This is a genomic window from Micrococcus sp. (assembly GCF_034179925.1).
GTDB lineage: Bacteria > Actinomycetota > Actinomycetes > Actinomycetales > Micrococcaceae > Micrococcus.
Window position 1 is genome coordinate 237,284 of sequence record NZ_JAXFPG010000032.1, and the last position, 19,876, is coordinate 257,159.

Annotated in this window: 17 protein-coding genes and 1 tRNA gene; 3 read left to right on the forward strand and 15 right to left on the reverse strand. The window is 73.3% G+C overall.

What is annotated here, in order from left to right:
• Positions 1–69 precede the first annotated feature (69 nt).
• The gene (locus tag SPI96_RS06805; RefSeq protein ID WP_321081608.1) at positions 70–846 is read left to right on the forward strand and encodes an alpha/beta hydrolase; all 777 of its coding nucleotides are present in this window, start codon (positions 70–72) and stop codon (positions 844–846) included.
• 51 nt (positions 847–897) lie between these two features.
• Here the strand turns inward: SPI96_RS06805 and SPI96_RS06810 are convergent, their stop codons facing one another.
• The 15 genes from SPI96_RS06810 to SPI96_RS06880 form a co-directional block, all read right to left on the reverse strand.
• Positions 898–2,358: a mycothione reductase gene (locus tag SPI96_RS06810; protein ID WP_321081609.1), complete on the reverse strand. Its 1,461-nt coding sequence runs from the start codon at positions 2,356–2,358 to the stop codon at positions 898–900.
• A gap of 88 nt (positions 2,359–2,446) precedes the next feature.
• The gene (locus tag SPI96_RS06815; protein ID WP_321081610.1) at positions 2,447–5,974 is read right to left on the reverse strand and encodes a pyruvate carboxylase; all 3,528 of its coding nucleotides are present in this window, start codon (positions 5,972–5,974) and stop codon (positions 2,447–2,449) included.
• 106 nt (positions 5,975–6,080) lie between these two features.
• A complete protein-coding gene (locus tag SPI96_RS06820) occupies positions 6,081–6,659 on the reverse strand; it encodes a MerR family transcriptional regulator (RefSeq protein ID WP_321081611.1) in 579 nt (192 codons plus the stop codon).
• Positions 6,660–6,869: 210 nt separating this feature from the next.
• Positions 6,870–7,349, reverse strand: a complete 480-nt coding sequence (locus SPI96_RS06825) for a bifunctional nuclease family protein (RefSeq protein WP_321081612.1) — start codon at positions 7,347–7,349, stop codon at positions 6,870–6,872.
• A complete protein-coding gene (locus SPI96_RS06830) occupies positions 7,346–8,092 on the reverse strand; it encodes a MerR family transcriptional regulator (RefSeq protein WP_321081613.1) in 747 nt (248 codons plus the stop codon). Before SPI96_RS06830 ends, SPI96_RS06825 begins: the two co-directional genes overlap by 4 nt.
• 7 nt (positions 8,093–8,099) lie before the next feature.
• Entirely contained in the window at positions 8,100–8,525 is a 426-nt protein-coding gene (locus SPI96_RS06835) for an FHA domain-containing protein (RefSeq protein WP_321081614.1), read from the reverse strand.
• A 91-nt stretch (positions 8,526–8,616) separates the two neighbouring features.
• Entirely contained in the window at positions 8,617–9,003 is a 387-nt protein-coding gene (gcvH, locus tag SPI96_RS06840) for a glycine cleavage system protein GcvH (protein ID WP_321081615.1), read from the reverse strand.
• Positions 9,004–9,264: 261 nt separating this feature from the next.
• Positions 9,265–9,341 (reverse strand) — tRNA-Pro (locus SPI96_RS06845).
• Positions 9,342–9,666: 325 nt separating this feature from the next.
• Complete coding sequence (locus tag SPI96_RS06850) at positions 9,667–10,209, reverse strand: hypothetical protein (RefSeq protein ID WP_321081616.1); 543 nt, start codon at positions 10,207–10,209, stop codon at positions 9,667–9,669.
• A gap of 59 nt (positions 10,210–10,268) precedes the next feature.
• On the reverse strand, positions 10,269–11,822 hold the full coding sequence (gene der / locus SPI96_RS06855; RefSeq protein ID WP_321081617.1) for a ribosome biogenesis GTPase Der: 1,554 nt from the start codon (positions 11,820–11,822) through the stop codon (positions 10,269–10,271).
• Positions 11,823–11,824: 2 nt separating this feature from the next.
• The gene (gene cmk / locus SPI96_RS06860; RefSeq protein WP_321081618.1) at positions 11,825–12,541 is read right to left on the reverse strand and encodes a (d)CMP kinase; all 717 of its coding nucleotides are present in this window, start codon (positions 12,539–12,541) and stop codon (positions 11,825–11,827) included.
• Between the two features lie 2 nt (positions 12,542–12,543).
• The gene (locus SPI96_RS06865; protein WP_414601925.1) at positions 12,544–13,641 is read right to left on the reverse strand and encodes a prephenate dehydrogenase; all 1,098 of its coding nucleotides are present in this window, start codon (positions 13,639–13,641) and stop codon (positions 12,544–12,546) included.
• Between the two features lie 5 nt (positions 13,642–13,646).
• Positions 13,647–14,606 carry a pseudouridine synthase gene (locus SPI96_RS06870; protein WP_321081620.1) on the reverse strand — a complete coding sequence of 320 codons (960 nt, stop codon included), beginning with the start codon at positions 14,604–14,606 and terminating at the stop codon, positions 13,647–13,649.
• A gap of 100 nt (positions 14,607–14,706) precedes the next feature.
• Positions 14,707–15,567 (reverse strand): AAA family ATPase, encoded by an 861-nt coding sequence (locus tag SPI96_RS06875; RefSeq protein WP_321081633.1) that lies wholly within the window; start codon positions 15,565–15,567, stop codon positions 14,707–14,709.
• 239 nt (positions 15,568–15,806) lie between these two features.
• Positions 15,807–17,219 carry a cation:dicarboxylate symporter family transporter gene (locus tag SPI96_RS06880; protein WP_321081621.1) on the reverse strand — a complete coding sequence of 471 codons (1,413 nt, stop codon included), beginning with the start codon at positions 17,217–17,219 and terminating at the stop codon, positions 15,807–15,809.
• A 165-nt stretch (positions 17,220–17,384) separates the two neighbouring features.
• Here SPI96_RS06880 and SPI96_RS06885 point away from each other — a divergent pair, with 165 nt between their 5' ends.
• Entirely contained in the window at positions 17,385–19,049 is a 1,665-nt protein-coding gene (locus tag SPI96_RS06885; protein WP_321081622.1) for an ATP-binding protein, read from the forward strand.
• Entirely contained in the window at positions 19,042–19,752 is a 711-nt protein-coding gene (locus tag SPI96_RS06890) for a response regulator (RefSeq protein ID WP_321081623.1), read from the forward strand. Before SPI96_RS06885 ends, SPI96_RS06890 begins: the two co-directional genes overlap by 8 nt.
• Positions 19,753–19,876 lie beyond the last annotated feature (124 nt).

Sequence of the window (19,876 nt, forward strand, 5' to 3'; positions counted from 1 at the left end):
CGGCGGATGCGCCACCATCCTACGGTCGCGCCCCTCGCCGGCGGACGGCCGGGCGCCTACGCTGGCGCCATGCCCGACTCCTCCGCCGTCCTTCCCGCCCACCGCCCCTACGTGTTGAGCCCGCAGCGGCCGGCGGGGGCCGACGTCGCGGTGTTGATGTTGCACGGCTTCACCTCCGGCCCGGCGTGCGTGCGTCCGTGGGCCGAGGGGCTGGCAGCCGGGGGCCTGCGCGTGCACGCACCGCTGCTGCCGGGCCACGGCACGCGCTGGCAGGACCTCGCCGCCACCTCGGCACACACCCTGCGCGCCGCCGTGCGGGACGAGCTGGACGCCCTGCTCGCCGACCATGAGCACGTGGTGGTGGCGGGGCTGTCCATGGGCGGGGCCCTGGCCCTCGACGCCGCCGCCCACCGCCCGGTGCGCGCGGTGCTGGTGGTCAACCCCGCCCTGCGCTTCGGCCACCTGCTGGCCCCGGCCGCTCCCCTGCTGAAGCATGTGGTGGCCTCGGTGTCCTCGATCGCCGGGGACGTGGCGGCCCCCGGGGTCCGGGAGGCGGCCTATGAGCGCACGCCCGTGGCCGGCGTCGCCGAACTCGGCCGGATCCAGCGGGCCACCCGCCGGGGGCTGGGCCGGATCACCGCACCCGTCACCGTGTTCCGGTCCGCGCAGGACGCTGTGGTGCCGCAGGCCAGCCACCGCTGCCTGCTGCGCGGGCTGGACTCGGCACCGGTGCGCGTGGTGCCCCTGCCGCGCAGCCGCCACGTGGCCACCCTCGACTACGACCTGCCCCGCATCGTGGCCGAGAGCCTGGACGCCGTGGCCGCCGCCGTGCCGAAGGGCAGGTGAGCGGGTTCGCCCGCCCAAGCACTCCACAGACGCCCTCCTCAGGGACACCCCTCAGAGCAGCCCGGAGTCCGGCACGTCCAGACCCAGCAGGGCGTTCTCCACCACCTCGCTCAAGGCCGGGTGAGGCCAGAACTGGCCACGGGCCATCCGGTGGGCGTCCACACCGAAGCTCATGGCCTGCACGAGCGGCTGGATCAGGTTCGCGGCGTCATGGCCGATCAGGTGGGCGCCGAGGATCCGGCCTGTGGCACGTTCGGCGATCACCTTGCACACGCCCTCCTCGTCCTCCATGGCCCAGCCGTAGGCGACATCCCCGAAGGCCTGCACCTTGACGGTCACAGCCTCCTCGCCGAACCTCTCCACCGCCTGCTCCTCCGTGAGGCCCACGGAGGCGATCTGCGGCCGGGTGAACACGGCGGCAGGCACGGGGGCATCAGAACGGGCCCGCAGGTCCTCCGGGTGCTCCAAGTTGTGGGCTACCACACGGGCCTCGTGGTTGGCCACATGCTTGAGCTGCCACGGGTTGGCCACATCGCCCAAGGCGAAGACGCCCTCGAGCGGCCGCCTGCCGGAGAGCACCCTCTGGTAGCGGTCCACAGCCACGAGGCCGTCGTCATCCACGTCGATCCCGGCGGCCTCGGGGTGCAGACGGTCCGAGTTGGGCACCCGGCCCAAGGCCACGAGCACGGCGTCCGCCTCGATCTGCTCGGTCCGGCCAGCCCGTCCTTCCTCGGCGGCCACGTCCAGGCATACCCGCACCCAGCCCTCAGCGGCGCGCCCGGCATCCTCCACCGGCTCGACGGCGGCCAGGGTGCGCCCGGTGCGCAGCTCCCACCGGCGGGCGGCGAGGGCGGTGAAGCGCTCGGAGACGGTGCGGTCGTGTGCACGCAGCAGCCGGTCCCCCCGGTTCACCTGGACCACCTCCGTGCCCAGAGCCGAGAACACGGAGGCGAACTCCGCGGCGATGTACCCGCCGCCGAGCACCACCAGGCGCTGCGGAAGGCGGGGCAGCCGCATGATCGTGTCAGAGGTGTGCACACTGGGGTGGTCGACGCCGGGCACCTCGGGCAGGCGCGGGCGCGAGCCGGAGGCCAGCACGATCGTCTCCGCCTCCAGCACCCGCCCCCCGGCGGTGGCCAGCCGCTTCGGGCCGGTGAACCAGGTTTCCTCGGCGATGACCTCGGTGTGCTCGAGTTCGTCGCGGCGGTAGCGCAGGCCGGCGTCGCTGATCGCGTCGATCCGGCCGAAGATCCGGTCCCGCATGGCCGGGAAGTCCGCCCCCGTGAACTCTAGGCCCACCCCGAGGCGCCCGGCCTCCGGCCCGGAGGCCGCCAGCTGCGCCGGGTAGGCGTACATCTTGGTGGGGATACAGCCGCGGTTCAGGCAGGTGCCCCCGAACACGCCGGCCTCCACGATGCCCACGCGGCGTCCGCGCCAGTGGTCCGTCACCAGCGAGTTGCCGGAGCCGGAGCCGATGATCAGCAGGTCGAAGCGCTCAGGGGTCTGTGCCATGGGCACCAGCCTACGCACCGCGCCCCGCCGGAGTGATCCGGCGGGGCGCGGTCCCGGCGAGCCGGGCGGGGGCGTCAGGAGGCGGCGCTCACTCCTCGATCACGAGGACGAGGTCACCACCCTGCACAGCGGTGACGCCGTCGAGGACGACCCGGCGCACCGTGCCGGCGACCGGCGTCGTGATGGCGGCCTCCATCTTCATGGCCTCGATCGTGGCGACCGGCTGGCCGACCTCCACGGTGTCGCCCTCCTCCACCTGCACGCTCACGGAGCCGGCGAACGGGGCGCCCACGTGTCCCGGACGGGACGGGTCGGCCTTCTCGGCGGTGCGGACGGCCGACTCCACCGAGCGGTCGCGCACCTGCATCTGCCGGAGCTGACCGTTGAGGGTCATCATCACGGTGCGCATGCCCTTCTCGTTCGGCTCCGAGATGGACTGCAGCACGGCGAGCAGACGCACACCGCGGCCCAGGGAGATCGTGTGCTCCCGGCCGGGCACCAGGCCGTAGAGGAAGTCCCGGGTGTGCAGCGTGGCGGTGTCCCCGAACTCGTCCCGGTGCGCCTCGAACTCCTTCGTCGGGCCGGGGAAGAGCAGCCGGTTCAGCACCGAGCGGCGCTCCTTGCCGGGCTTCTCCAGGGCGGTGGCGTCCTCAGCGGACACCTCCGTCATGCCCTTGCCCTCACGACGGCCCTTCAGGGCCTGCGTGCGGAAGGGCTCCGGCCAGCCGCCGGGCGGGTCGCCCAGCTCGCCGCGCAGGAAGCCGATCACCGAGTCCGGGATGTCGAAGTCCTGCGGGTGCTCCCGGAAGTCGTCCGGGTCCACGCTCTGGCCCACCAGCTGCAGGGCGAGGTCGCCCACGACCTTCGAGGACGGAGTCACCTTCACGAGGTGGCCGAGCATGTCGTCGGCCGCCGCGTACATGGACTCGATCTGCTCGAAGTGCTCGCCCAGGCCCAGCGCGATCGCCTGCGTGCGCAGGTTGGAGAGCTGGCCACCGGGGATCTCGTGGTGGTACACGCGGCCGGTCGGCGAGGACAGGCCCGCCTCGAACGGCGCGTAGATGGACCGCACGGACTCCCAGTAGGGCTCCATGGCGGTGGTCGCCTCCAGGCCCAGGCCGGTGTCCCGCTCGGTGTGCTCGAGGGCCGCCACGAGGGCGGACAGCGACACCTGGCTGGTGGTGCCGGCCATCGAGGCGGTGGCGGCGTCGACGGCGTCCACCCCGGCCTCGGAGGCCGCGAGCAGCGTGGCCAGCTGGCCGCCGGCGGTGTCGTGGGTGTGCAGGTGCACGGGCAGGTCGAACTCGGCACGCAGCGCGGTGACGAGCTGCTTGGCGGCGGCCGGGCGCAGCAGGCCCGCCATGTCCTTGATCGCGAGCACGTGGGCACCGGCGTCGACCATCTGCTGGGCCAGGCCCATGTAGTAGTCGAGGGTGTAGAGCTTCTCCGCCGGGTCCGTCATGTTGCCCGTGTAGCACAGCGCCGCCTCGGCGACGGCCGTGCCCGTGGCCCGGACCGCCTCGATCGCCGGGGTGATCTGGTTGACGTCGTTGAGGGCGTCGAAGATGCGGAAGATATCCACACCGGAGTCCGCGGCCTCCTGCACGAACGCGTCCGTGACCTCGGCGGGGTACGGGGTGTAGCCCACCGTGTTGCGGCCGCGCAGCAGCATCTGGATCGGGATGTTCGGCATCTCCGCGCGCATCAGCTCGAGGCGCTGCCACGGATCCTCGTGGAGGAACCGCAGGGCGACGTCGTACGTGGCCCCGCCCCAGGCCTCCACCGAGAGCAGGTTCGGCATGGTGTGCGCGACGGCGGGCGCGGCGGCCAGCAGGTCGCGCGTGCGCACGCGGGTGGCCAGCAGGGACTGGTGGGCGTCGCGGAACGTGGTGTCCGTGACGGCCAGGGCGGTCTGCTCGCGCAGGCGGCGGGCGAAGCCCTCCGGACCCTCGGCCAGCAGCACCTGGCGCCAGCCGTCCGGCGGGGTGGTCTCGGGGTCGCCGCTGGGGCCGTCGAAGGGCGAGCGGTCCGGCTCGTGGTGCTTGTCCGAGGGGTGGCCGGGCAGGCGGTCGCGCGGGTCGATGCCGTCCACGCGCGGGCCGTGGGGCTGGTTCACGGACACGTCCGCCAGGAACTGCAGGGCCTTGGAGCCGCGGTCCTGGGAGCGGTTCACGGAGGCCAGCTCCGGGTGCGCGTCGATGAAGTCCGTGGCGACGTCCCCGGCGAGGAACTGGGGGTCGTCCATCACGTTCATCAGGAACGGGATGTTGGTGGCCACGCCGCGCACGCGGAACTCCGCGAGGGCGCGGCGGGTGCGGCGCACGGCGGTCTCGTAGTCACGGCCGCGGCAGGTGAGCTTCACCAGCATCGAGTCGAAGTGGGGGCTGATCTCCGCACCGGGATAGATGGTGCCGCCGTCCAGGCGCACACCGGAGCCGCCCGCGGAGCGGTAGGCCTCGATGACGCCCAGGTCCGGGCGGAACCCGTTGGCCGGGTCCTCGGTGGTGATGCGGCACTGCATGGCGAAGCCACGCACCTCGAGCGCGTCCTGGGTGATGCCCAGCTCGTCGAGGGTGGCGCCGGCGGCGATGCGCAGCTGGGCGGCCACGAGGTCGACGTCGGTGACCTCCTCGGTAACGGTGTGCTCCACCTGGATGCGCGGGTTCATCTCGATGAACACGTGCTGGCCGGCACGCTCGCCGGCGGTGTCCACGAGGAACTCCACGGTGCCGGCGTTGACGTAGCCCATCTCCTTGGCGAAGGCGACGGCGTCCCGGTACAGGGCCTGGCGGATCTCCTCGTCCAGGTGCGGTGCCGGGGCCATCTCGACGACCTTCTGGTGGCGGCGCTGCATCGAGCAGTCGCGCTCGAACAGGTGCACCACGTTGCCGTGGCTGTCGGCGAGGATCTGGACCTCGATGTGACGCGGGCGCAGCACAGCCTGCTCGAGGAACACTGTCGGGTCGCCGAAGGCGGTGTCCGCCTCGCGCATGGCGGCCTCGAGGGAGTCGCGCAGGTCCTCGGGGCGCTCGACGCGGCGCATGCCGCGACCGCCGCCGCCGGCGACGGCCTTCACGAAGATCGGGAAGCCGATGGCCTCGGCCTGGCCGAGCAGCCACTCGACGTCCGAGCTGGGGTCGGAGGAGGCCAGGGTGGGGATGCCGGCGCGCTTGGCCGCGCGCAGGGCCTCCACCTTGTTGCCGGTGAGCTCGAGGACGTCCGCGGGCGGGCCCACGAAGGTGATGCCGGCCTCGGCGGCGGCACGGGCCAGGTTCGCGTTCTCGGAGAGGAAGCCGTAGCCGGGGTAGATCGCGTCGGCGCCGACGTCCTTGGCGACGCGCAGGATCTCGTCGACGCTGAGGTACGCCCGGACCGGGTGTCCCTCCTCGCCGATGCGGTAGGCCTCGTCGGCCTTCTGGCGGTGGATCGAGTTGCGGTCCTCGTAGGGGAACACGGCGACGGTGCGCGCGCCGAGCTCGTTGGCGGCACGGAAGGCACGCACGGCGATCTCGCCGCGGTTGGCCACCAGGACCTTGGAGAAGACGGGGGTCTCCCCCGAGTGGTCCGGACGGCCCGCGCCATTGCGGGGGGTGGACGATGCCTCAGGTGAAGTCATGTCGCGAAGTCTGCCACAGAGCCACCGGAACCTCGGTGACCCCGGACACGGACGCGTCATCTACCGGCCCCGTCCGCCTCCCGCCGGCGGGCACGCGCGCCCCAGGTCAGGAGGCTGAACGCGCCGGACGCACGGCCCGACGTCGAGCGGCGAGCTCGTCGTCCACGCCCGGGACCGCGGGGGTCTCGCTCGGCAGCTCGGCCAGACTCCCCTCGACCTCGCGCCACACCCGGCCCACGGCGATCCCGAACACGCCCTGACCGCCCTGCACGAGGTCCACGACCTCGTCCGCTCGGGTGCACTCGTACACGGAGGCACCGTCGCTCATGAGGGTGATCTGGGCGAGGTCCTCCACGCCGCGCTCGCGCAGGTGGGCGACCGCGGTGCGGATCTGCTGCAGGGACACACCGGTGTCCAGCAGGCGCTTGACCACCTTCAGTACAAGGATGTCGCGGAAGGAGTACAGGCGCTGCGACCCGGAGCCGGCGGCCCCGCGGATCGAGGGGACCACGAGGTCCGTGCGCGCCCAGTAGTCGAGCTGGCGATAGGTGATGCCGGCGGCCTTGCACGCGGTGGGGCCGCGGTAGCCGACGTCACCGTCGGGGGTGAGCGTCTCGTCGTCGAAGAGACGGCCCTGTCTGCCGCCGAGAGCGGGGGGCAGACCAGGACCTGCATGCGGTGTCACGTCGGATACCTCCTGGTCACGGTCCCGGTGCGGGTGCGCGCCGGGACGGACCGGAACGGCGCCGTCCCCGGTGACCGTGGGGGCGACGCTGAGAGCCGGGTCCGCGCCTGGCGTGGGACCTTCCTCCCGAAGGTACGGTCCGGGGCCCCGCCGGTCAACGACCCCGCCGGATGCGCGGAGGGCGTGTCGGCGCGTCCGCGCACCGCCGGGTCAGGCGAAGTCCTCAGGGTCCACGGTGTCGAGGAAGCGGCGGAAGTCGTCCACGGCCCGGTCGTCCTCGTCCGCCGCCGGCATGCCGGCCTCGGCCAGGACCGCCTCCGAGGCGAGCACGGGCGCCTCGGCCCGCAGGGCCAGGGCCACGGCGTCCGAGGCGCGGGCGTCCACCTCGGCGCCGCCGCGCAACACGAGCGCGGCATGCACCACATCGTCCACGACGCCGGTCAGGCGCACCGCTACGAGGTCCTCGCCCGCGGCGCGCAGGGCCGAGAGGGCGAGGTCGTGTGTGAGCGGGCGCGGGGGCACGACCCCCTCGAGGGCGAGGGCCACGGCCGTGGCTTCGGCCGCCCCGACCCACACCGGGACCACGGTCCGGCCGGAGGGGTCCAGCAGCAGCACCACATGGCGCTGCTCGGGCAGCTCCACCCGCACCCCGAGCACGGTCAGCGGGATCCCGCCGCCCGCGGCGCTCACGGCCGGGGCTCCTCGTCGGCGTGGTCGAGCCCGGCGCGCACGAGGGCCGCGTGCAGGCGCAGGCACTCGTCGGCGATCAGCCGGGCGGCCTCGGCGGCCCGACGGCGCGTGTCGGCGTCGCGGCGGGAGGCCAGCGGGGCGACTGCCTGCTCCACGAGGGCCAGCTCGCGGTCCGCGGCGGAGCGGAACGGGCGCAGGTGGCGGGGCTCGATGCCGTGGGCGGCCAGGCCCGCAGCGGCCTTGACCACCGGCAGGGCGGCGGCCGGGAAGGCGCCATCCGCCTCGGGGGCGATCAGCGCATACTGCTCAAGCTCCCCCACCAGGGACTCCCCCGCCCCGGCCTCACGGGCCAGCTCGGCACGCGTCCAGCGCCGGTCGGCGGCGAGCATGCCCTCACGGAGGCGGGCGGCCTCGGACGGGGCGGCAGAACCCGCCGCCCCGACGTCCTCGGGCAGCTCACCGCGGTCCAGGGCCTCGAGCTGCTCACGGATCACACGCAGCGGCAGGAACTGGTCCCGCTGCAGGGTGAGGATCAGCCGGGCACGGTCCAGGTCGGCCTCCGAGTACCGCCGGTATCCGGCAGCCGTGCGCTCGGGGTGTAGGAGGCCGCGGTCCTCGAGGAAGCGCACCTTGGACGCCGTCAGGCCGGGGAAGGCGGCGGCGAGCTCGTCGACGAACTCACCGATGCCGCGCGAACCCCCGCCCGGGGCGGGAACGATGGGCCGTGGCTCGGGGGTGCGCACGCGGGGGTCAGGCCTGGGCGAGCGAGGCGTGGTAGGACATGCGGTACTTGCCGATCTGCACCTGCATGCCCGAGCGCAGGCGCACCGCATCCACCCGGTCCTGGTTCACGAACGTCCCGTTGAGCGAGTCGAGGTCCACGAGCTCGTGGCCGCCGTCGACCGCACGGAACTCGGCGTGCCGGCGGGAGACGGTGACGTCGTCGAGGAAGATATCCGCGTCCGGGTGGCGGCCCACGGTGACCACGGGCTGGTCCAGCAGGAAGCGGGCGCCCTGGTCAGGGCCGCTGTGGGCCACCAGGAGCGCGGAGCCGGCCGGCAGGGCGCGCACGGCGGCGGACTCCTCCGGGGTGAGGTCCGAGGAGACCAGCGGAGCGAGCTCCGTGAGGCTGATGGCGGATGTGTGGAGGCTGGGCTCGGTGCCGGAGGGGGACATGCGGTCTCCTGAGGTGTGCGCCCTGGGTGGGCAGGGTGTCGGATGCGGCGCCGCCCCGCCGGTGTGCAGCGGGGCGGCGGAGGGGGCGGGGTCAGCTGACGTGCGCGGCGTAGCCCTCGGCGTCCAGCAGGGAGTCCAGCTGGGCGGCGTCGGACAGGGTGATCTCCAGCAGCCAGCCACCCTCGTACGGGGCGGAGTTCACGAGGCCCGGATCGTCGGCCAGGGCGTCGTTGACGGCGGACACGGTGCCGGTGACCGGGGCGAAGACGTCGGACACGGACTTGGTGGACTCGACCTCGCCCACGGCGGTGCCGGCGGTGACCTCGGCGCCCACCTCGGGCAGCTCCACGTACACGACATCGCCCAGAGCGTCCTGCGCGAAGTCGGTGATGCCCACGCGCACCACACCCTCGGTCTCGGCGGCCTTGACCCACTCGTGGTCGGTGGAGTATTTCAGGCCCTCAGGAATCGTGCTCATGCTCGGTGCAGCCCCTTGAATCGGTGGGTGGAACGGGTCGCATGGAACACTACTGAATCCTCGCTGACTCGCGCCACCGGGTCGTCGAGAACGCGCCGTATGACGTCGACCCGCCCGGTGCACGGCCGTGTGAGAGCCCAGGGCTGCAACAGGCGGCCCCACCCCCGGAGGACCGCCGCCCTCCCCCACGAACGGGAGGGAGCAGGGGGCCCCAGACACACGAAAGGCCCGGAACCGTTCGGTTCCGGGCCTTTGCGTTGATGGTCGGGCTAGCGGGATTTGAACCCACGACCTCTTGACCCCCAGTCAAGCGCGCTACCAACCTGCGCCATAGCCCGTGACGTCGCCGCGGTCTCCCGCGCCGTGCGCACCCGAGAACCATACACCACGGGCGGCCCGGACCGCGAATCGGCGGCTCCTACCGCCCCGGTCCCCTGCCCTGGACATGAACAAGGGGCCCACGCCCTCTCCTGAACGTGAACCCCTCATCCTGTGGCCCAAGGGTGACCCGACCGAGAGTCCCCCGGCATCCGTGCCGACCATCGGCCTTCACGGTGAACTGCATGCGGCATGGGCGGCGGACGGGTCCGCGCCCCGCGTCAGCATGCGACACATGAACCGTATCACGCCCGGAGGGCCCGGCCGTGCACACGGGATACCCGCTCAGAACGAGAAGGTCTGGTCCCCCACACGGATCTCGACCCCGCGCAGATCCGGCAGCGCCTCGCGGGCCCGTTCGGCTGCCTCGCGCGCCTGGCGCTCAAGCTCGGCCGGGTCCTGGCTCAGGGCGTCCCGGGCGTAGTCGATGACCACCCGACCCTGATCCTCCAGAGCCTGCACATCCTCGGCATCGGGGAGGCCCGGCAGGGAGTCCACAGCGCCCTGCACCCGGCCCTCCACCTCCGCGCGGGCCCCCTCCCAGGCCTCCTGGGCACGGCGGGCCGCCTCCGAACCGATCTCGTTCGCCCTGGCCTCGAGGTCGCCGAGGTCCATCTTCCGGTCCACCTCGTCCTCCAGCTCGGCCACCCGCGACTCCACACTGTCGAGACGCTCCTGAGCGCTCTCCAGCGCCCGGTGCGCTTCGGCGTCGTCGGAGGCGCAGCCCGAGAGCAGGGCGGCCGAGGCGACCGCGGCGACGGCCATGGCCAGCACGCGGCGACCCCGGAGGGCGGGACGGGACGGGGAGGCGGGGGCGGGGATGCTCATGGCAGCCAGGCTAGCGGTCGCACCTGGCCGGCGCATGGGCGCCGCCTCCCCACCGGCCGTCAACGACGCCGGCCGCGCCGCTCGCGGATCCGCATGCCGATCTCGATCGGCGTGCCCTCGAACCCGAAGGTCTCGCGGAGGCGGCGCACGATGAACCGCCGGTACCCCGGGTCCAGGAACCCGGTGGTGAACAGCACGAACGTCGGAGGCCGGGTGGAGGCCTGGGTGGCGAACAGGATGCGCGGCTGCTTGCCCCCACGCAGCGGGTGCGGGTGCGCGGCCACCAGCTCGCCCAGGAACGCGTTGAGCTTGCCCGTGGGGATGCGGGTGTCCCAGGAGTCCAGCGCCGTGTCCAGGGCGGGCACCAGGCGGTCCTTGTGCCAGCCGGTCAGGGCGGAGATGTTCACGCGCGGAGCCCAGGCCACATGCGCCAGGTCCCGCTCGATCTCCCGCTCCAGCTGCGGGCGGCGGTCCTCGTCCATCTGATCCCACTTGTTGAACGCGAGCACGAGCGCACGCCCGGAGTCCAGGGCCATCTGCACGATCCGCACGTCCTGCTCCGAGATCACCGAGGGCGCCTCGAGCAGCACCACGGCCACCTCCGCGCGGTCCAGGGCCGAGGCCGTGCGCAGGGAGGCGTAGTAGTCCGCGCCGTGGGCCATGTGCTGGCGGCGGCGGATGCCGGCGGTGTCCACGAAGCGCCACAGGCGCCCGCCGAGGTCCACGAGCTCGTCCACCGGGTCCCGGGTGGTGCCGGCGAGGTCGTCCACGACCACGCGGTCGGATCCGGCCAGCTTGTTCAGTAGGGAGGACTTGCCCACGTTCGGGCGGCCCACCAGGGCGATCCTCCGGGGCCCGCCACGCGGTACGAGCCCGCCGTGGGCAGATTCCTCGGGCAGCACCTCGAGCACGGCGTCGAGCAGGTCCGCCACGCCGCGGCCGTGCACGGCCGAGACCGGGTACGGATAGCCGAAGCCGAGGGACCACAGGGAGGCGGCGTCCGCCTCCTGGGCCATGTCGTCCACCTTGTTCGCGGCGACGATCACGGGCCGGTCCTTGCGGCGCAGCATCGCGACGACGGCCTCGTCCGTGGCGGTCATACCCACGGTGGCGTCCACCACGAACACCACGGCGTCGGCCACGTCCACCGCGAGCTCGGCCTGCTCGGCCACGCGCTGGTGGATGCCCTTGGCGTCGTGCTCCCAGCCGCCGGTGTCCACCACGGTGAACTCGCGTCCGTTCCACTCGGCCTCGTAGGAGACGCGGTCGCGGGTCACCCCGGGCACGTCCTCCACGACGGCCTCGCGGCGGCCGAGGATGCGGTTCACGAGGGTGGACTTGCCCACATTGGGGCGGCCCACGATCGCCAGCACCGGGGGCACGGGGGCGTCAGCCTCAGGGCCCTCCTCCGCGTCCCAGTCGGTGAGGAGGGCGGCGTCGTCCTCCTCGAGCTCATAGTCCTCGAGGCCGGCACGCAGGGAGGCGGCACGCGCCTCAGCCTCCTCCTCGGTCATGGCGGCGAGGCGCTCGGCCACCTGGTCCTCGCCCCCGGGGACGAACTCCTCGTCCTCCGGGCGGCCGGCGGTCTCGTTGACGGTCGGTCGTTCGGTCATGGTCACTGGCCCTTCACGGCCGGGGTCCCGGCCTGCTGGTCGACGGCGGCCAGCACGGCCGCCACGGTCTGCTCGAAGTCGAGCTCGGTGGAGTCCACGAGCGCCACGCCGTCGGCGGGGCGGTCGAAGGTGGAGACGGTCGCGTCCTTCGCGTCCCGTCCGGAGACGCGGCCGCGCAGCGCCTCGGCGTCCTGCTGCCCGGCGCCGGCGGCGGCGAGCTGGCCCGACCGGCGGGCCAGGCGGGCCGCCTCGGAGGCGGTCAGCAGCACGCGGGCGTGGGCGTCCGGGGCCACCACGGTGGTGATGTCCCGACCCTCGGCCACGATGCGCCCGGCACGCTCGATCACCTCGCGCTGACGGCGGCGCAGCTCCTCCCGCACGGGGATCACCACAGCCACCACGGACACCACGTCCGTGACCCGGTCCTCGCGGATCGCGGCGGTTACATCCGTTCCGCCCACGGCCACGCGCTCGAAGTCGGGGTCAGTGGACTGGTTGAGTTCCATGGTGCGGGCGGCCTCAGCGATCGCCTCAGCGTCGCCGAGGTCCACACCGGCGTCGAGGACGTGCCAGGCCACGGCCCGGTACATCGCCCCGGTGTCCAGGTAGGCGGCGCCCACGCGGCGGGCCACCTCCTTGGACACCGAGGACTTGCCCGAGCCCGAGGGCCCGTCGACGGCCACCACGAGGGGGGCCGGGGTCGTCGTGCGATCGGTCATGCTCAGACCACCTTCCATCCGGCGTCGGTCAGCACCGACACGAGTTCGTCCCTTCGCCCCGGCAGCACCGAGACGTCCACCATGCCCACCCGGTGCCCGGAGGCGTGGTCCATGCGCATGTCCTCCACGTTCACGCCGGCTCGACCGATCGTCTCGAACAGCCGGGCCAACTGGCCGGGGGTGTCGTCCACCAGGACGGTCACGAGCGCGAACGCCTGCGGCGGGGCCCCGTGCTTGCCGGGGATCCGGGCCCGGCCGGCGTTGCCGTCGGCGATCAGCCGGGCCACGCCCAGGCGCGCCCCCGGGGCCGAGGGGGCCTCGAGCACCTCGACCAGGCGGGCGAGGTCGTCGCGCAGCCCCTGCAGCACCGGCACCAGCCGGTGCGCGTTGCCGGACAGGATCTGCACCCACAGCTGCGGGTCTGAGGCCGCGATCCGCGTGGTGTCCCGCAGACCGTTGCCCGCGAGCGCCAGCGATGCGTCCGGGGCGTCCTGCAGGCGGGCGGCCACGAGGGAGGCCGCGATCTGCGGAAGGTGCGAGATCAGGGCCACGGAGGAGTCGTGCTCGGCCGCATCCATCCGGTGCACGTCCGCGTGCAGAGCGCGGGCGAGCGCCTCTCCTGCCTCCACAGCGCCCGGGTCGGTCTCGGAGGTCGGGCAGAGCACCCACGGGGCGGCCGTGAACAGGGTGCCGCGGGCGGCCACGGGCCCGGACCGCTCGGAGCCGGCCATCGGGTGCGTGGCCAGGAACCGGGGCGGGGCGCCGTCGTCGAGCCGTCCGCGGGAGACGGCCTCGGCGACGGCGTCGAGGACGGCCCCCTTCACGCTGGCCACGTCCAGCACCCAGGCCCGGGGCCAGCGGCGCAGGGAGTCCACCACGACGTCGGCGGTGACGTCCGGCGGGGCCGCGACCACCACGAGGGCCGGCGCCAGGGCCGGGTCCTCGAGGTCCACCACGGTGCCGGCACCGATGTCCTGCGCCACACCGCAGGCGGCCGGCGAGGGATCGTGCAGGAGGACCTCGACGCCCTCGGCGCGCAGCCCCAGCCCCACGGAGGTGCCGAGCAGGCCGGTCCCCCGCACGAGCACGGGACCGGGCACCACGCTCACAGGCCGACCAGGGCCTTGAGGTGGCCCAGCTCCTGCGCGGACAGCGCCCGGACGCTGCCCTGCTTCTGGTCGCCCAGGAGGATGGGGCCGACCTTCACGCGCACGAGACGCTCCACGGGGTGGCCGATCTCCTGGAACATGCGGCGCACAATCCGGTTCTTGCCCGAGTGCAGCACGACCTCCACGAGCACATGGCCGGGGGTGGAGTCCACCAGCTTGAAGGAGTCGACCTTCGCCAGGCCGTCCTCGAGCTCCACGCCCTCGCGCAGCCGGTTGGACACACCCTTGGGCAGCGGCCCGCGGGTCTGCACGAGGTAGGTCTTGGGGACCTCGTAGCTCGGGTGCGTGAGGCGGTTGGCGAGCTCGCCGTCGTTGGTGAGGATCAGCAGGCCCTCGGTCTCATTGTCGAGGCGGCCCACGTGGAAGAGCCCCTCCTGCCCCGGCTTGAGGTAGGTGGCGATCGAGGGGCGGGCCTCCGGGTCGACCATCGTGGAGATCACACCGCGGGGCTTGTTGAACACGTAGTACTGCTTGGTGACGTCCGTCTGCACGGAGATGCCGTCCACGTGGATCCGGGAGCGGGCGGGGTCCACACGGACTCCCGGCTCGGTGACCACGACGCCGTCGACCTCCACACGGCCCTCGGCGATGAGGTCCTCGCACACACGGCGCGAGGCGACCCCGGCGGCCGCGAGCACTTTCTGCAGGCGCTCGCCGCCCTCGACGTGCACCTCGTCCAGGTGCTGGGCCTTGGCGCGGGCGGCCCCGGCCCCCTTGCCGCGCCGGCCCCGGGGGCGAGCGTCCACGGCGTTTTCGTCGAAGGCCGGCTCGTCCTGCGGGCGGGATGGGCGACGGCGGGGGCCCAGGTTGCGCTGGAAGTCACGCTCCGCGAACGGCCCCCCACGCTGTCCTGCGGCGGGGGTGCGTCCGGAGCCTCTCGGCTTGCGGGAGTTCATGGGAGTCGGGTCCTTCCGGGAGAGGATCGGGGTCCGGCCTCAGGGCACGGACTCCCCCATTCTCGCAGACGGGGCCGCGGGCCGGGTCAGTCCGGCCTGGTCACGGTGCCCCGCCGCGGCAGATCAGCTCGCGGGCGAGCTGGCGGTAGGCCTTTGCCCCCTCGTGGTTCTGGGCGAACACGGTCATGGGGGTGGCGGCCACGGAGGCGTCGGCGAACTTGATGGAGCGCTTGATGACGGTCTCGAACACCTTGTCCCCGAAGCCGGCCACGAGCGAGCCCACGACCTCCTTGGAGTGCAGGGTGCGCTGGTCGAACATGGTGGCCAGGACGCCGTCGATCTCCAGGTCCGGGTTGAGCCGGTCCTGGACCTTCTCGATGGTCTCCACGAGCAGCGCCACCGCGCGCAGGGCGAAGAACTCGGCGGTCAGCGGGATGATCACACCGTCTGAGGCGGTCAGCGCGTTCACCGTGAGCAGGCCCAGGGAGGGCTGGCAGTCGATCAGGATGACGTCGTAGTCGTCCCGTACCTGCCGCAGCGCCCGCTCGAGGACCTGCTCGCGGGCCACCTCGTTGACCAGCTGCACCTCCGCGGCGGAGAGGTCGATGTTCGCCGGGAGCACGTCCATGTTCTCGAACGCGGTGGACAGGATGGCGTCCCGGGCGCTCACCGAGCGCTCCATGAGCACGTTGTACACGGTCACGTCCAGCTCGTACGGGTCCGCCCCGAGCCCGGCGGACAGCGCGCCCTGCGGGTCGAAGTCCACCATGAGCACCCTGCGCCCGTAGGAGGCCAAGGCGGCGCCGAGGTTGATCGTGGAGGTCGTCTTCCCCACGCCGCCCTTCTGGTTCACCATGGCGATGGTCCGGGCCGGACCGTGGGAGGTCAGCGGCTCGGGGTCCGGGAAATCGTGCTTGGGACGGCCCGTGGGGCCGAGCACGGGCTCACCGTGGATCGTCATGACGGGGATCGGTTCCTTCGGGCTCACGGCGTCGCCGTCTCCTTCCACGCGGGGCCTGGGCCCACGGACTGCTCCACACCGGACCGCCGACGCCCGCTGAAGGGGACGCGCCGGCGTCGGCGTCCTTTTCCCGTCCACCCTAGACCGTCCGATCCGTGACGGGCCCACCACACGGCCAGGGGCCGGGACGGCAACCGCCGTCCCGGCCCCTGGCACCGGTGCTGCATCGGGTGCGCGCCTCAGCGGCGGCGCAGGGCCTCATCCGGCACGGAGGTGTGCAGCGAGGACCGCGGGTGGCCCTCGAAGGCCTGCTCGGCCGCCGTCGGAGACTCCACCGGGTCCAGCCCATGGCCGGTGACCATGGCCTCGTCGAAGGCCAGCTCACCGGAGAGCACGGAGCGGGCGCGGTCGGCGTCGAACTCGCCCACCCAGCGGCCGATCAGCAGCGTGGCCACGGCGTTGCCCGTGAAGTTGGTCAGCGCACGGGCCTCGGACATGAACTTGTCGATGCCCACGATCACGCCCATGCCGCCGAGCAGCTCGGGGCGGTGCGCCTGCAGGCCCGCCGCCAGGGTGGCCAGACCGGCGCCGGTGACGCCCGCGGCACCCTTGGAGGCGATGATCATGAACAGCAGCAGGCCGATCTGCTCGCTCAGGTTCATGTCGATGCCCATGGCGTTGGAGACGAACAGCGCGGCCATGGTCAGGTAGATGGCCGTGCCGTCCAGGTTGAACGAGTAGCCGGTGGGCACGGTCACGCCCACCACGGACTTGTCCACACCGGCGTGCTCCATCTTGGCGATCAGGCGCGGCAGCGCGGACTCGGAGGAGCTCGTGGCGAAGATCAGCAGGTACTCGCGGGCGAGGTACTTCATCAGCGCGAAGATGCTCAGGCCCGTGACCACCTTCAGCAGGGTGCCCAGCACCACCACGATGAACACCAGGCAGGTCAGGTAGAACGCGCCCATCAGCAGGAGCATGGCGCCGATGGCCGACCAGCCGGTCGAGCCCACGACGGCGGCGATCGCACCGAACGCGCCGATCGGGGCGATCCACATGATCATCATCAGCACGCGGAACACCACGCCCTGGATCAGGGTGAGACCACGCAGCAGCGGTGCGCCGGCCGGGCCCATCTGCTGCAGGGCGAAGCCCACGAGCAGCGCCACGAACAGGGTGGGCAGCACGGGCATCGAGCCAGGGATGATGTCCAGCAGGAACTGGACCGTGCCGCTCGCGCCGCCTGCCTTCGGGGCGTTCGGGTCGTAGGGCTGCAGGGCCAGGCCCTCACCGGGGTGCACGAAGTTGCCCACCACCAGGCCGATGGCCAGGGCGAACGTGGACATCGCGATGAAGTAGCCCAGGGCCAGGCCGCCCACCTTGCCGACGGTCGCGGCCTTGGCGATGGAGCCCACGCCGAGCACGATCGTGCAGAAGATGACCGGGCCGATCATCATCTTGATGAGGGAGACGAACCCGTCGCCCAAGGGCTTGAGGGACTTGCCCACCTCGGGGAAGAGCAGGCCCACGGCCGCGCCGAGCACCACCGAGGCGATGACCGCGATGTACAGCCAGTGGGTGCGGTCCTTCTTCTTCTGAGGGGGCGCCGACGGTGCGGGGGTCGTGCTGTCGGCGACAGGGACATGCGCCACGGCGCACTCCTCTCGGTCATACGGGGGCACCGGGTGTGGTGCGGGACACCCCATGATGGGGCGGGCCCGTGGCCACCGTCACCTTTGTGGTCATTCTGGTCACGGCACCCCCTCACCCCGCACCATGGAGGTCCCCCACCCTCACCGCCCCACCCGAGGAGACCCGTGCGCCATCCGTGGTCCATCGCCCGCCGCATCGCGGTGGTGCACGTGCTCGTCGTCGCCGTGATCGCCCTGTTCGCCGGCTGGTCCTCCTTCCTGCAGGCCCGCGAGATGGCCCTGGACGCCGAGGCCCGCCACCTGGCCGGGGCGACGGCCCTCGTGGCCCGCGAGGACGCCGTCGTCCACGCCCTGCGCACCCCCGACGGCGCCGACCGGCTCCAACGCACGGTGCCGGACTGGACCCACGCGGCCGGCGTCGCCTGGATGAGTGTGATGGACACCCGCGGCGTGCGCGCCGTCAGCTGGGACCCGGCCCAGACCGGCCACCCCTACCCCGAGGACCTCACCGCCGCACTCGACGGGCACTCCTGGACGGAGGTCTCCACCACCGGCAGCGCAGGCCGCTCCGTCCGCGCCCTCGCCCCCGTGGAGGACCCCACCACGGGCGAGGTGATCGGCGTGGTCGCCCTGGGCACACCCGTGAGCGACGTCGAAGTGCTCGCCGGCGCCCAGCTGCCGCGCATCCTGGGCACCTGCGCCCTGGCCGCGCTCGCCGGGCTCCTCGTGGCCTGGACCCTGGACCGCTACCTGCGGCGGGTCACCCTCGGCCGCGGACCCGAGGAGCTCGCCGAGCACTTCCTGCTGGACGAAGCCGCCATGGACGCCGTCGACGTCGGCCTCATAGTCCTCGCCCCCGACGGACGGATCCGCCTGGCCAACGCCGCCGCCACCGCCCTGCTCCAGGCAGGGCCCCACCCCCTGGACCGCCTACCCGAGCCCGTCCACGACGCCCTCGCCGAAGCCGACGGCGAGGACGCGGTGGCCCGAGTGCACGGGCGGGTGCTCGCCATCCGGCGTCACCGGGTGGGGCTGCCCGCCCCAGGGCGCGGCCTGCGCCGCCCCCGCACCGCCGACCCCGCCGCTGTGGCGGCCGCCGCCCGCGAAGGCGTGGAAGCCACCCCGGACGGCACCGTGGTGCTCACCCTGCACGACCGCACCGACCTGCGCCGCCTCGGTGACGAACTGACCGGGGCGCGCACGCTCACCGCCGCCCTGCGCGCCCAGACCCACGAACACGCCAACCAGCTCCACACCGCCCTCGCCCTCGTGGAGTCCGGGCGCAACGAGGCCGCCGCGGCCGTCCTCTCCCGGCACGGGCGCTCGGCCGGAGACGCCGACGCAGACGTCCTCTCCGCCCTGCTCGACGCCAAGGGCGCCCAGGCCAGGGAAGCCGGGCTGACGCTCACCCACCACGTCCGGCTGCAGGCACCCATCCCCCTGGCCCCGCTGGACCTGCTGACCGTGGTGGGCAACCTGACCGACAACGCGCTCGAGGCCGCCGCCGAGGCCGAGGGGCCCGGCCGCTGGGTGGACGTGGACGTCGCCTCAGACGAGGCCGGGCTCATGGTGCAGGTCGCCGACGGCGGCCCAGGCCCGGCGCAGGAGGCCGCCGCACACATGTTCGAGGAGGGGTGGTCCTCCAAGCCGGCCGGCGCGGCCGGCCGCGGCATGGGCCTGGCCCTCGTGCGGCGCATCGCCGAGGCCGCCGGAGGATGGGTCGACAGCGCCGCGGACTCCGGGACGGTGTTCACTATGGAGGTGCCGGCGGCCGCCGCGAGCGCGCGGACCGCACCGGCCGACGTCGACCAGGAGGTGCCCCGTGCCTGAACGGCCCTACCGGGTGCTCGTCGTGGAGGACGAGCCCACCGCGGCCCGGATCCACGCCGAGCACGTGCGCCGCGTGCCCGGGTTCGAGGTGGCCGGCGTCGTGGGCTCGCTGCAGGAGGCCCGGCGCCTGCTGGCCGCCCAGCGCCGCCCGGACGGCCGGTTCACCGTGGACATGGTGCTGCTGGACATGAACCTGCCCGACGGGCACGGCCTGGACCTGCTCCAGCAGCTGCGGGCGGCCGGGTTCCGCGGAGGCGTGTTCGCCCTGACGGCGGCCACGGACGCCCCGGTGATCCGCCGGGCGGTGGCGCTCGGCGTGGTGCAGTACCTGGTCAAGCCCTTCGGTTTCGAGGAGTTCGCCGACCGGCTGGCCTCCTTCCGTGCCGCGTCCGCCCTGGTGTCCGGGGGCGGGCGGCTGGGCAGCCAGGAGGAGGTGGACGCCGTCTTCCGACACGGCTTCGCGCGCGGCCGCGAGGAGCTGCCCAAGGGGCTGGGCGAGGCGACCCTCCGCGACGTCGAGGCCCTGTTGCGGTCCGAGCCGCGGCTCGCCCGCAGTGCCGGGGAGGTGGGTGAGGCGTTGGGGGTGTCCCGGGTGACCGCCCGGCGCTACCTCGAGCACCTCGAGTGCGGCCGACTCGTGACGCGGCGGCCCCGCCACGGCGGGCGCGGCCGCCCCGAGCAGGAATACCTCTGGACGGACTGACCGGCCCAGTCCCAGGCCCCAGCGCTCCGGGGCACCCCTCTCCCAGCGCTCCGGGGGCGCAATGGGCCGGGAATCGTCGTGAATTCCGGCCCCATTCGCCCGCCGAACACAAGGCACGGGTGGC